This is a genomic window from Rhodoferax sp. (assembly GCF_018780565.1).
In the GTDB taxonomy this organism is placed as follows: Bacteria; Pseudomonadota; Gammaproteobacteria; order Burkholderiales; family Burkholderiaceae_C; genus Rhodoferax.
Genome location: NZ_JADMJN010000009.1, coordinates 21,651 through 35,383 on the forward strand (window position 1 = coordinate 21,651; position 13,733 = coordinate 35,383).

9 protein-coding genes and 1 tRNA gene are annotated in these 13,733 nt (G+C 59.8%); 4 read left to right on the plus strand and 6 right to left on the minus strand.

Annotation, left to right across the window (positions count from 1 at the left end; genetic code table 11):
- Positions 1-61: 61 nt before the first annotated feature.
- The 6 genes from clpX to IV109_RS13325 all read right to left on the minus strand — a co-directional run bounded on the left by clpX (position 62) and on the right by IV109_RS13325 (position 8,100).
- Positions 62-1,327 (minus strand): ATP-dependent Clp protease ATP-binding subunit ClpX, encoded by a 1,266-nt coding sequence (clpX, locus tag IV109_RS13300; RefSeq protein ID WP_296697205.1) that lies wholly within the window; start codon positions 1,325-1,327, stop codon positions 62-64.
- Between the two features lie 138 nt (positions 1,328-1,465).
- Positions 1,466-2,086, minus strand: coding sequence for an ATP-dependent Clp endopeptidase proteolytic subunit ClpP (gene clpP, locus IV109_RS13305; RefSeq protein WP_296697207.1), 621 nt, complete (start codon positions 2,084-2,086; stop codon positions 1,466-1,468).
- Positions 2,087-2,207: 121 nt separating this feature from the next.
- Entirely contained in the window at positions 2,208-3,518 is a 1,311-nt protein-coding gene (tig, locus tag IV109_RS13310) for a trigger factor (protein ID WP_296697209.1), read from the minus strand.
- An 81-nt stretch (positions 3,519-3,599) separates the two neighbouring features.
- Positions 3,600-3,686 (minus strand) — tRNA-Leu (locus IV109_RS13315).
- A gap of 57 nt (positions 3,687-3,743) precedes the next feature.
- Positions 3,744-6,899 (minus strand): efflux RND transporter permease subunit, encoded by a 3,156-nt coding sequence (locus IV109_RS13320; protein ID WP_296697211.1) that lies wholly within the window; start codon positions 6,897-6,899, stop codon positions 3,744-3,746.
- Positions 6,900-6,906: 7 nt separating this feature from the next.
- The gene (locus IV109_RS13325; RefSeq protein WP_296697212.1) at positions 6,907-8,100 is read right to left on the minus strand and encodes an efflux RND transporter periplasmic adaptor subunit; all 1,194 of its coding nucleotides are present in this window, start codon (positions 8,098-8,100) and stop codon (positions 6,907-6,909) included.
- Positions 8,101-8,185: 85 nt separating this feature from the next.
- Here IV109_RS13325 and hpnC point away from each other — a divergent pair, with 85 nt between their 5' ends.
- From hpnC to IV109_RS13345, 4 genes are all read left to right on the plus strand, one after another.
- A complete protein-coding gene (hpnC, locus tag IV109_RS13330) occupies positions 8,186-9,055 on the plus strand; it encodes a squalene synthase HpnC (protein WP_296697213.1) in 870 nt (289 codons plus the stop codon).
- A gap of 63 nt (positions 9,056-9,118) precedes the next feature.
- On the plus strand, positions 9,119-9,958 hold the full coding sequence (gene hpnD / locus IV109_RS13335) for a presqualene diphosphate synthase HpnD (protein ID WP_296697214.1): 840 nt from the start codon (positions 9,119-9,121) through the stop codon (positions 9,956-9,958).
- Between the two features lie 17 nt (positions 9,959-9,975).
- Entirely contained in the window at positions 9,976-11,316 is a 1,341-nt protein-coding gene (gene hpnE, locus IV109_RS13340; protein WP_296697215.1) for a hydroxysqualene dehydroxylase HpnE, read from the plus strand.
- A complete protein-coding gene (locus tag IV109_RS13345) occupies positions 11,313-13,721 on the plus strand; it encodes a penicillin acylase family protein (protein ID WP_296697217.1) in 2,409 nt (802 codons plus the stop codon). The genes hpnE and IV109_RS13345 overlap by 4 nt, the downstream gene beginning before the upstream one ends.
- The last annotated feature ends 12 nt before the right edge of the window (positions 13,722-13,733 follow it).

The following is a 13,733-nucleotide window of genomic DNA, read 5'->3' on the forward strand; positions in this document are numbered from 1 at the left end:
CGATTATTGACCGGGTACGTGAACGTCAAATTTGAGTAATTGGCCACAAAGACGGCACAAATCAGGCCTTCTTGGCAGCCTCGCGGTATACCAGCAAGGGGGGTTTGTTTTCTTCGATGGTGGATTCATCCACAACAACCTTGTCCACGTTGGAAACGTTGGGCAACTCGTACATGGTGTCGATCAGGGACTGCTCCAGGATCGAGCGCAGGCCACGAGCCCCCGTCTTGCGTGCCAAGGCCTTCTTCGCAATGGCTTTCAGGGCCGAAGGCCGGATCTCCAGATCAACGCCCTCCATGGCCAGAAGCTTGGCGTATTGCTTGACGAGCGCGTTCTTGGGTTCCGTCAGAATCTGCACCAGCGCGTCTTCGCTCAACTCGGCCAGTGTTGCCACCACGGGCATGCGCCCCACCAGCTCGGGAATCAATCCGAACTTGATCAAATCCTCTGGCTCGACATCCTTGAAGACTTCGGTGAGACTGCGTTGCTCTTTGCTCTTGACCGAGGCGCCGAACCCGATTCCGGACGACGCGGTGCGGTTGTCAATGACTTTTTCGAGGCCGGAAAACGCACCGCCACAAATGAACAAGATGTTCGTGGTGTCCACCTGGACAAAATCCTGGTTCGGATGCTTGCGACCACCCTGCGGCGGTACGCTGGCCATGGTGCCTTCAATCAGCTTGAGCAGCGCCTGTTGCACACCCTCACCCGACACATCACGCGTGATGGAGGGGTTATCGGACTTGCGGGAAATCTTGTCAATTTCATCGATGTAAACAATGCCACGCTGGGCGCGTTCGACTTCGTAATTGCAGCTTTGCAAGAGCTTCAAGACGATGTTCTCAACATCTTCGCCGACATAGCCGGCTTCGGTCAGGGTGGTGGCGTCGGCCATCACAAAGGGCACATCCAGCATGCGTGCCAAAGTCTGGGCCAGCAAGGTCTTGCCAGAGCCGGTGGGGCCAATCAGCAAAATATTGCTTTTCGCCAGCTCGACATCGTCTTTCTTGGCTTTTTCCTTGTGCCGCAAGCGCTTATAGTGGTTGTACACGGCGACGGCCAGCGTGCGCTTGGCGGGTTCCTGACCAATGACATAGTTGTCCAGGTTGGCCTTGATTTCCGCAGGTGTTGGCAGCTCGCCATTGGGGTTGCGTGCCTCGGTGCTGGCAGGCAATTCGTCGCGAATGATCTCGTTGCAAAGGTCAATGCATTCGTCGCAGACGAACACCGACGGGCCGGCAATCAGTTTTTTGACTTCATGCTGGCTTTTGCCACAGAAAGAGCAATAGAGAGTCTTCTCGCCGGAAGTGCCTTTTTTTTCGGCCATGTGAACTATGCCCTTTTCGGAAAATTACCGAATGATACCCAATTAAAAACGGCGTCGTGCGCAGCAGAAAACCCGCCATCGCGACAACGCCGCCACGATTCACGCAACGCCATGAAGGCGCCGCGCATCGCTAATGTGTCATGCCCGCTTCGAAATGACCTGATCGATCAGACCATATTCCTTGCACTCTTCGGCGGACATGTAATAGTCGCGCTCGGTGTCGCGCTCAATACGCTCCAGCGGCTGGCCAGTACGCTCTGCAAGAATCTTGTTGAGCTGTTCACGCGTCTTGAGAATCTCGCGGGCCTGAATCTCGATCTCGGTGGCCTGCCCCTGACTGCCGCCCGAAGGCTGGTGAATCATCACTTTGGAGTTGGGCAGCGAGAACCGCTTGCCCTTGGCACCTGCTGCCAGCAAAAAAGCACCCATGCTGGCGGCCATGCCGGTACACAGCGTGGAAACCTCCGGTTTGATGAAATTCATGGTGTCATAGATCGCCATGCCCGCACTGACGGAACCGCCGGGTGAGTTGATGTAGAACGAAATGTCCTTGTCAGGATTTTCACTCTCCAGAAACAGCAACTGCGCCACGACGAGGTTGGCGACGTAATCGTTGACCGGCCCCACCAAAAAAATCACGCGCTCTTTGAGCAGACGCGAGTAGATGTCATAAGAGCGCTCACCGCGACCCGATTGCTCAATCACCATGGGCACCATGCCCAGGGCTTGTGTATCCATTGCACCAAATCGCACGTTCATGTTATCTCCTGGTATGCCGGTACTGTACCGAAAAATGTGAGCCACAAATGAAATGGGGCTACAGCGCCAGACTACAAGCCCGGCCCAAGCCCCATCCAAACCGCTTGACGCGGCATTTTCATCAGTTTTGAGCCATCAGTTCATCAAAGGAAATGCTCTTTTCGCTGATTTTGGCCTTGGACAGCACGAAGTCGGTCACATTGTTCTCAATCACCATTGCCTCGACTTCGGCCAGGCGGTTGTTGTCGCTGTAATACCAGCGCATCACGTCGGCGGGCTTTTCGTAGCTGGCAGCCAGCTCTTCAATATGCGCCTTGATTTGCTCGGTCTTGGCTTGCAGGGCGTTGGATCGGACCAGCTCAGCCACCACCAGGCCCAGGCGCACGCGGCGCTCGGCCTGAGGACGGAACACATCGTCAGGGATTGGGGCCTTGTCAGCATCCTTGACACCGCGCTGCTTGAGGTCCGCACGGGCACCTTCGAGCAGGCGGCTGATTTCCGCTTGCACGCTGGTGTTGGGCAGGTCGAGCTCGGCCTTGGCAACCAGCGCATCCATGACGGCGGCTTTGTTGCGAGCCAGCAGGCGGAACTTGACTTCGCGCTCCAGGTTCTTCTTGATGTCGGCGCGCAGGCCTTCGACCGTGGCTTCGGCAATGCCCAGCGACTTGGCCAGAGCTTCATTCACTTCGGGCAAATGGGCTGCTTCAACTTTCTTGAGCGTGACCATGAAGTCAGCGGTCTTGCCGGCGACATCCTTGCCATGGTATTCAGCGGGGAAGGCCAGCTGGAAAGTCTTGCTTTCGCCGGACTTCATGCCACGGGTTGCGTCTTCAAACTCCTTGAGCATCTGGCCATCGCCGAGGATGAACTGAAAGTCTTCGGCTTTGCCGCCTTCAAAGACTTCACCGTCGATCTTGCCTTCGAAATCAACTGTCACGCGGTCGCCGTCCTGTGCGGCGGCGTCCTGCGCGCGCTGTGCAAAGGTGCGACGCTGCTTGCGAAGAATGTCCAGGGTCTTGTCGATGGCGCTGTCATCCACCTCAGCTTTGACTTTTTCGACTTCGGCCGTAGCCAAATCGGCGATCTTGACTTCGGGGAAGACTTCGAAAATAGCGTCGAAAGCCATTTCGCCTTCAGGCGATGCTTCCTTTTCGGTGATACGTGGCTGGCCCGCCACGCGCAACTTGGCTTCGTTGGCAGCATTGGAAAACGCCTCACCCACCTTGTCGTTCATGACTTCGTAGTGAACCGAGTAGCCGTAACGCTGGGAAACCACGTTCATCGGCACTTTGCCTGGGCGAAAGCCATCCATTTTGGTGGTGCGTGCGATCTTTTTCAGACGCGCTTCAACTTCAGCCTGGATGACGCCGACGGGCAGTGTCAGTGTGATTTTGCGTTCCAGCTTTTCGAGAGTTTCAACAGTAACAGCCATGGTAATTCTCCTAAATATCAAACAAATGCATACAGCGTGTACCGCCATGCGGCTGCAAACTCTTCTGCAAATACGCTAACGTGGTGCGCGGGGGGGGACTCGAACCCCCACATCCTTGCGGACGTCAGGACCTAAACCTGGTGCGTCTACCAATTTCGCCACCCGCGCAAAAACAAAGGGGACGGTCTGCACGACCATCCCCGTGAAATAGGTCAACTTTCTATTTTAACCTGCTGCGACAGGCTCCCGCTTGACCCGGTACAAGGCGGCGTACATGGCAGGCAAGGCGAGAAGCGTCAGCACCGTCGCGACAATGAGCCCGCCCATGATCGCCACCGCCATGGGGCCCCAGAATACCGAGCGCGACAGGGGGATCATCGCCAGCACGGCAGCGGCAGCAGTCAGCACAATGGGACGCAAACGCCGCACGGTGGACTCCACAATGGCATCCCATGCGGGCACGCCACTGGCGCGGTCCTGCTCAATCTGGTCAATGAGGATGACCGAATTGCGCTGGATCATGCCCATCAAGGCAATCACGCCAAGCAAGGCTACAAAGCCAAAGGGACGATTCAGGAGCAACAAGGCACCTGCGACACCGGCAATACCCATAGGTCCCGTCAGGAATACCAGCATGGCCCGGCTGAAGCTATGCAACTGCAACATCAGCAAGGTAAAGGTAATGAACAGCATGATGGGAACCCCTGCGGCAATGGAGGCCGAGCCCTTGCTGCTCTCCTCCACGGCACCCGCCACCTGAATCCGGTAACCGGCATGGCCTTGTTGCAGCCATTTGGACTCCAGAGCACGAAGCGCTGGCGTCAGTTCGGCTGTCACAGTGGCGCCTTGAAGGCCTTCGACCACGTCACCCTGCACCGTGATGGCGTAGTCGCGGTTCTCGCGCCACAGCACACCGGGCTCCCAGGAGAAGGTCGGTTTGGCGATCTGCATCAGGGGAATGGTGCGTCCCGATGCAGTAGGCAGGTAGGCATTCGCGATGTCGGTGATGGCGTTGCGCTCGTCCAGTGGCTGACGCAACACAATGTCAATCAGCTTGTCGCCTTCGCGGAACTGGCCCACCGTGGTGCCGGCCAGGATCGTCTTGGAGGCTTGGGCAATCGACTGACTGGTGACACCCAGAGCACGCGCCTTGGATTGATCGACCTCCAGCCGCAAGACCTTGACGAACTCATTCCAGTTGTCATTGACGCCGCGCATGTTGGCGTTGGCCTGCAGGATGGCCTTGACCTCGTCGGCGCGTTCACGCAGGACCTTGGGCTCAGAACCCACCACACGAAACTGTACCGGATAAGGCACGGGTGGGCCATTGGGCAAGACCTTGACCCGACCCCGCACCTCCGGGAATTCCTGGGCCAGCAAGGCGGGCAATTTGATGCGCAGTGCCTCGCGCACCTTCAGATCCTGCGGCATCAGGATGAATTGGGACACGTTGGACTGCGGAAAAACCACATCCAGAGGCAAATAGAAGCGCGGCACGCCCGAGCCGACCCAGGTACTGACGGAGACCACACCCGCTTCATCCATCAAGCGCTTTTCGACGCGCTTGGTGGTGGCCTCGTTGGCAGCGAAAGAGGTACCTTCCGGAAACCAGACGTCCAGCAATATCTCGGGCCGGCTGGAGTCGGGGAAAAACTGCTGCTGCACCCGCCCCATGCCAACGATACCCAGGGCAAACGTGAGCAGCATCAGGCCGATGGTGGTCCAGCGGTATTCAACGCACCAGTTCACGGCCTTGCGAAAAGCCTTGTAGAAACCGCTGTCAAAACTTTCGTGGGGCGATTGGCCCGCCACTGCCAGATGGGCCGGGCGCTTGAGCAGCAGCGTGCCCAGATAGGGCACGAAGTACACGGACACCAGCCAGCTCAACACCAGCGCAAGAACCGTGACCGCGAAGATGGCAAAGGTGTACTCACCCGTCACCGACTTGGCGATGCCGATGGGCAAGAAACCTGCGGCTGTGATCAAAGTACCGGTCAGCATCGGCATGGCGGTGATTTCGTAGGCGAAGGTGGCGGCGCGAACCTTGTCGTAGCCCTCCTCCATCTTGCGCACCATCATTTCCACGGCAATGATGGCGTCATCCACCAGCAAACCCAGGGAAATGATGAGCGAACCCAGCGAAATTTTGTGCAAGCCAATGCCCCAGTAGTACATGCCCAGAAAAGTCACCGCCAAAACCAGCGGAATGGTGATGCCCACCACCAGACCGGGACGCATGTCGATGTAATAGCGGTTGTAAAAACGCGTAACGCCGGGGCGGCGATGAAAGCCCAGGCTGACGAAGCTCACCACCAGCACGATGACAATCGCCTCAATCAGCACCTTCACAAATTCGTTCACCGACTTGGCCACCGCCACGGGTTGATCCTGAATCTGGGTCAGCTTGACGCCAACCGGCAGCGTGGCATCGATGCGCGTCGTTGCAACCTTGAGCGCTTTGCCCAATGCCAGAATGTCGCCGCCTTTGGCCATGGACACCCCCAGCGCAATGACTTGCTGTCCATGGTGTCGCACCTTGACCTGCGGCGGGTCCACATAGCCACGTTTGATATCGGCAATATCATCCAGGCGCAACTGATTGCCCGTGCTGCCGCGAATCGGCATGCTCTTGAGCTGGTCAATGGTTTCGAACTGGCCTCCTACCCGAACCTGCAAGACGTCCAACGGCGTTTGCATGGTGCCGGCGCCTTCCACCGCATTTTGTTGCCCCAGTTGTGCCAGCACCTGGTTCAAGTCCAGACCCAGCTGGGCCAGCCGCTTCTGGGAAATCTCGATGTAGAGCTTTTCGTCCTGCACGCCAAAGAGGTCCACCTTGTTGACATCCTGCACACGCAGCAACTCCTGGCGGACGCTGTCCGCCATGGTTTTCACTTCTTCGTTGGAGAAACCATCGGACTCCAGCGCGTAGATAACGCCATACACGTCGCCGAAATCATCATTGAAAAATGGCCCCAGCACACCGCCTGGAAGCGAGTAGCGCATGTCTCCGATCTTTTTCCGCACCGTGTACCAGATCGTGGGAACATCTGCCGCCTTGGAACTGTCCTTGAGCTGGAAGATGACCGTGGATTCGCCCGGCTTGGAGAAACTGCGGATCTTGTCGGCGTAGGGCACTTCCTGCAGCGTGCGCTCGATCTTGTCGGTGACCTGATCGGCCACCTGTTGCGCCGTGGCACCGGGCCACATGGTACGTATCACCATCACACGAAAGGCAAAAGGCGGATCTTCGTCCTGGCCCAACTGAAAATAGGCAGCGAAGCCGAGCGCCATCAGGACGACCAGCAGATAGCGGGTCAACGCTGGATGGTCAAGCGCCCACTTGGAAAGATTGAAGCCCGCTTTGGGTTGCAACTGGGTCATAGCAGGCTCACTTGGCAGCGGAAGCAGGGGCCTGGACGACAGTCCCAGTCGCTACAGAACCTGTAGCAGAAGACGCGGCCGTTGCGGGGGACACAGCCACTTTATCGCCTTCCTTTTCCTTGTAGATACTGACCTTTTGGCCCGGTGTCAATACATGCACACCGGCCGACACCACCAGCATGCCGGGTGTCAGTCCGGCCGATACCACCACATCGTTGCCATCTGCGGTGGCAATCTCCACCGGCTGCGACCGCACGGTCATGGTGGCAGGGTCCAGAACCCATACAGCAGAAGTCTTGCCATCCTGCTTGAAGGCACTGGTAGGCAGTTTGATGACGGCGACACCGCTGCGGGCAAAGGCCTGCGGTGATACATAAACAGTGGAGCCCAGGGGGGGCGCATCCTTGGGGTTGGCCACATCCAGCGACACCTTGACCTGGTAAGTCCGGGTCACCGGGTCTGCACTGGCGGCCACTTCGCGCACCATGCCCTTGAGGTTTTCGCCAGCGGACCAGGCCCGAACGTCAACGCCAGAGCCTTCCTTGATCATGGACACCCGGTCTTCGGGCACCGAGAAAACGATGTCGCGCGGGCCATCCTGCGCAATGCGAACCACCGGTGTTCCGGCGGCCACCACCTGCCCGCGTTCGGCCTCCACGGCCGTGACAACGCCGGACACATCGGCCAGCAAATTGGTGTAAGCCGCCTGATTGCGCTGACCGGAGAGCTGCGCTTGCGCCTGCTCAAGCTGGGCTTGGGCGGCATTGAGGGTGGCTTCGCGCCGCTCCACCTCGGCGCCACTGATGAAATTCTGGTCTTTCAGTTCCTTGAAACGCTTGTAGTCAGCGGCGGCCAGGTTGCGGTTGGTGGCGGCCTGTGCCACCTGGGCCTTGGCAGCCTCGGCTGCCAGCCTGAAATCCTGAGGGTCCAACTGGGCCAGCAACTGCCCCGCCTTGACCCGCTGCCCTACCTCGACCGGGCGCTGGGTGATCTTGCCGCCAACCCGAAATCCGAGACGGGACTCGACGCGGGCGCGCACTTCACCGGCAAACTCAGCGCCAGACTGCATACTCCCCATGCCCACCGTCAGCACCTTGACGGCGCGCACCGGCTCTTCCACCGGGGCGGGCTTGGAGCAGGCAACCAGGACAATCGCCGCTGCCAAGGGCAGAAAACGGACAGAAAATGACTTTTTATACATGACTGTTTTTATTTCCAAGAGCGCCGAACTCATTTAATGACCGAACGGTTAGTAATTTAAGTTAATTCTTCTTGCTTGTCAAACCATGAGCCCTGCCGTGACCAAACCCCTCGAAAGCGCCGCGCCGGTGAATCACTATGAGAACTTTCCTGTTGCCTCATGGTTGTGCCCGCCCCGCCTGCGCCCCGCCATCGCCGCTATTTACTGGTTTGCCCGCACCGCCGATGATCTGGCCGACGAGGGCGATGCTCCAGCGGCAATCCGTCTGGGCGATCTGGCTGCCTACCAGGCCGACCTGACGGCCATTGCCCAAGCCCATGCCCCCAGCGAGCGTTGGCCTCACGTTTTTGTGCCCCTCGGCCGCATTTTGCGCGATTTTCAGCTGCCAATCGTCCTTCTTGAGCAACTATTGCAGGCATTTGAGCAGGACGTCCGCTACACCGAATCGGGCCGCCGCTACCAGGACGACAGGGAGTTGCAGGACTATTGCCGCCTGTCTGCCAATCCGGTGGGGCGCCTGCTGTTGCATCTGTATGGCATCCATGACGATACCTCCCTGCAGCAAAGTGACCATATTTGCACCGCTCTCCAGCTCATTAATTTCTGGCAAGACATCAGTGTGGACGTACCCCGGGCTCGCTGGTACACCAGTGCGCAGACCATGCAACGCTTTGGGGTGCAGGATGCCGATTTACAAGTCGAAAGCGACTCGCCATATGCTGCACAATTAGTAGCACACTATGCAGCATCGGCGAGGGAAATGATGCTAAAAGGCGCCCCACTGGCGTGCCGCATTCCAGGCCGTGCCGGCTGGGAGTTGCGCCTGGTGGTGCAAGGCGGCCTGCGCATCCTGGACAAGATCGAAGCCATGGACTTTGCCACCTGGCGCACACGCCCCAAGATGGGCTGGCTGGACGCGCCGGTTCTGCTGTGGCGAGCCTGGCGCATGGGCTGATTGCCAGTACGCCACAGGCGTCATGCCTGCTGGATAAACTAGGCGCATCAACCCGAACCATTCATGACGCCACAAGACTACGTCCAGCAAAAAGCCGCCGCCTCGGGCAGCAGCTTTTATTACGCTTTTCTTTTCCTGCCCAAGCCCCGCCGCGCGGCAATTACGGCCTTCTATGCGTTTTGCCGCGAGGTGGATGACGTGGTGGACGATACGGTGGACGCTGGCGTGGCCGGCACCAAGCTGGCCTGGTGGCAATCCGAGGTGAGTCAATCATTTGCGGGTCAGCCCAGCCACCCCGTCATGAAAGCCCTCATGCCCCTGGCAGCGGATTACAGGATTGAACAGCGCCACCTGCAGGCGGTGATCGAAGGCTGCCAGATGGACCTGGCGCAGACCCGCTACCTCGACTACCCCGGCCTGCAGCGCTACTGCCATCTTGTTGCGGGCATTGTGGGTGAAGTTGCCGCCAACATTTTCGGCCAGACGCAGGCACAAACAACGCTTTATGCTCACAAGCTGGGGCAAGCCCTGCAACTCACCAACATCATCCGCGATGTGGGCGAGGACGCCTTGCGCGGGCGCATCTACCTGCCCGTCAACGAGTTGCAGCAGTTCGATGTGAAAGCCCACGAAATTCTGAAGCAAACCTATTCGGACCGTTTCACCGCACTCATGAAGTTTCAGGCGCAGCGTGCCCAGGGTCTTTATGACGAGGCTTTGGCACTGCTGCCCGCAGCGGATCGGCGGGCCCAGAAGCCGGGCCTGATGATGGCCAGCATCTACCGCGCCCTGCTCACCGAGATTGAGCGTGACAACTTCCAGGTACTCCACCAGCGTGTGAGCCTCACGCCCCTGCGCAAGCTTTGGCTGGCGTGGAAGGTGCAGGCCCTGGGTCGGATCTAGATGACTGCCACACCCAGATGAAGATCGCCATCATCGGTGCGGGCTGGGCCGGCATGGCTGCGGCTGTGGAGGCAACGCAAGCCGGTCATACCGCTATTGTTTTTGAAGCATCCCGCGCAATAGGCGGGAGGGCCAGGGCCTTGAATGGCACCTTGCCGGACGGAACCCCCGTGACCCTGGACAATGGTCAGCACATTCTGATTGGTGCCTATTCCGAAACGCTGCGTCTGATGGAGCGGGTGGGTGTTCAGGCAACAGACGCCTTGCTGCGCCTGCCGATGGCCCTGGTGTTTGCAGACGGAATGGGCTTGCGTTTTCCAGCCTGGCCAACACCGCTGGACGCGCTGGCCGGCATTGCCCGTGCACGCGGCTGGTCGGTAGCGGACAAATGGTCTTTGCTGCGCACGGCGACCGGCTGGCAAATGCAGGGCTTTCAGTGTGCTGCGAGCGCATCGGTGGCTGAGCTTTGCAGCACCTTGAGCCCGCGGGTGATGGCTGAACTGATTGAACCTCTGTGTGTATCGGCCCTCAACACGCCGGCACAACGCGCCAGTGCACAGGTCTTTTTGCGGGTGATGAAAGATGCGTTGTTTGGTATTCAGGGGGGCTCCAACCTGTTGCTGCCGCAGGTCAATCTCTCGGCGTTATTTCCCCAGGCCGCCAGCGACTGGCTAGGACAGCGTGGTGGTCAGGTACGCCTGGCCAGCAGGGTGGAGACCGTCACGCAGCAGGGCCAAGGGTGGCAGATTGAAAGCGAGCACTTTGACGCGGTAATTTTCGCCAATTCAGCGTCCGACGCAGCCCGGGTCCTTGAAAATACAGCGCAGTCAGCTACTGATTCAATAGCGGACAGCATTTGGCAATGGACCGCTTGCGCCAGCGCCTTGCAGTTTGAAGCCATCACCACGGTCTATGCCTGGGGCGCAGGTGCCACGCTACCCCACCCCATGCTGAGCTTGCGTAGCACCGCCTCTGCTCCGGCCCAGTTTGTGTTTGACCGCGGTCAGCTTGGCGGTCCACCAGGCCTGCTCGCGTTTGTGGTGAGCGCCAGCACCGGAGATCGCGAGGCGCTGCAGGCCCAGGTGCTGCTGCAGGCAGAACAGCAACTCGGTCTTGGACTACAGGCCGTGCAAACAATTGTGGAAAAGCGTGCCACCTTCGCCTGCACGCCCGACCTTCAACGGCCCGCCCAGTGCCTCGTGCCAGGGCTGATGGCCTGTGGCGACTACGTGAGCGGCCCCTACCCCGCAACCCTGGAAGGCGCGGTGCGTAGCGCTGTGGCCGTGATCCAGGCGCTGCGCGACGATGCAGCCCATCCGACCCCGAATGACACAGCCCACCGGGAATCCCGTCCATGAAAAAGGTTCTGAAAGCCATCGCCCTTCTGCTTGTGCTGGTGACGCTGGTGGCCCTGGCGGGCGCCACCTGGTACCTGCGCACCAAGCTGCCGCAACGCTCGGGCACGCTGTCAATGGCACAACTCAGCGCACCGGTCAGCGTGCGGTATGACGAGCGCGGCGTGCCGCACATCCGCGCTGAGAACGAACTGGACTTGTACCGTGCGCTGGGCTATGTGCATGCGCAGGACCGGCTGTTCCAGATGGAGATCATGCGGCGTCTGGCGCAGGGTGAGCTCGCTGAAATTCTGGGCCCCAAGCTGGTCGAGGTGGACCGCCTGTTCCGCACGCTGGGCCTTCGGGAGCATGCGCAAACCACCATCGCCAAAATGGACAAGGACAGCGCTCCAGCCAAGGCCCATGCGGCCTACCTGGACGGGATCAACCAATACCAGGCCACGCACCCTGCCCCCATGGAATTTGACCTGCTGGGCATTCCCAAGCGACCCTTCACGGCACAGGACACCGTGGCGCTGTCCGGCTACCTGGCATATAGCTTTGCGGCGGCGTTTCGCACCGAACCGGCCCTGACCCATGTGCGCGACAAGCTGGGGGCCGATTACCTGAAAGTGTTTGACCTTGAATGGAACCCGCAGGGCGTCATCAGTCCCGGCACCACGGCACTGAACGCGAAGGACTGGCACAAGCTCGATCAGCTGGCCCAGCTTGGCCGCGAGGCGCTGCGACTGGCCGGCCTGCCGCAATTGCAAGGCAGCAATGCCTGGGCCGTTGCGGGAAGCCGAACCGCCAGCGGCAAGCCACTGCTGGCGGGCGATCCACATATCGACTTTGCAGCGCCTTCGGTCTGGTACGAGGCGCATCTGTCCGCACCCGGCTTTGAACTGTACGGCCACCACCTGGCGCTGCACCCCACAGCCCTGCTGGGCCACAACCTGCAATTTGGCTGGAGCCTGACCATGTTCCAGAACGACGACCTGGACCTGATCGCCGAGAGGGTCAACCCCGCCAACCCCAATCAGGTCTGGTACCAGGGGCAATGGGTGGACATGCAAAGTCGCGAGGAAATCATCAAGGTCAAGGGCGCAGCACCGATCCAGCTGACACTGCGCCGCTCACCGCACGGACCGATCATCACCGATGCTTTTCCAGGCAGCTATGGCACCACACCCGTGGCCATGTGGTGGGCATTTCTGGAAACAGAAAACCCGGTGCTGGAAGCGTTTTACGAACTCAACCGCGCCGACACGCTGGAGAAGGCGCGCAACGCCCTGAGCAAGGTCCATGCGCCTGGCCTGAACGTGATGTGGGCCAACGCAGCGGGCAACATCGGCTGGTGGGCTGCCGGCAAACTGCCCATACGCCCGGACGGCGTCAACCCCGCATTCATTCTGGATGGCGGCACGGCTGAAGCGGACAAGCTGGGTTTTTACCGCTTCAGCGACAACCCGCAGGAAGAGAACCCCCAGCGCGGCTATATCGTCTCGGCCAACCATCAACCCAGGCCAAAAAGCGGCGTGCCGGTGCCAGGCTACTACAGCATGCCAGACCGCGTGCAGCGGCTGGACGAGCGCCTGCGCGATCCCAACACCTTGTGGAACCTGACCAACAGCCAGTCGCTCCAGCTTGACAGCCAGAACGCCTACGGCCCGCGCGTGCTCAAGCCTTTGATTCCGATCCTGCTGAGCCGGGTCAATGATCCGAAGGAGCGCCTGCTGCTGGAGAGTCTGGCCGCATGGAACGGCAACCATGACCTCTACAGCGTGACACCCACCGTGTTCAACCAGTTCCTGTACGAATTGGCCCGTGGCACCATGGCCGACAAAATGGGCGAAGCACAGTTCAACAACCTGCTGGGCACTTTCGCGCTGGACTATGCCCTGCCCCGGCTGGCCGCCGACGCCGCGTCACCCTGGTGGGACAACAAGAACACCCCCGCGGTGGAGACCCGCACCGACACGCTGGTGGCCGTATGGCGTGCCACCATCAACCACCTGCAAGCCACCATGGGCAAAGACCCTGCTGGCTGGGGCTGGGGCAAGGCCCACACGCTGACGCACGGACATCCTTTGGGCAGGCAAAAACCACTGGACCTGCTGTTCAACGTCGGGCCGTTTCCTGCACCGGGCGGGCGTGAAACACCCAACCACTTCTCTGGCTCCATCGGCCCCGCGCCCTGGGCGGTTCGCTTTGGTCCGTCAACTCGCAGGCTCATTGATTTTGCAGATCCGGCCAAGGCCCTGGGCATCAACCCGGTGGGCCAAAGCGGCGTGCTGTTTGATGCGCATTACCAGGACCAGGCCAAGGCCTTCATGGTGGGCGGCTATTTTCCGGCGCATCTGGCAGACGCAGATATCACGGCCCACACCCGCAGCACCCTGGTGCTTCGCCCCGCACCGCAGCGCTAGAAATCAGCGCCG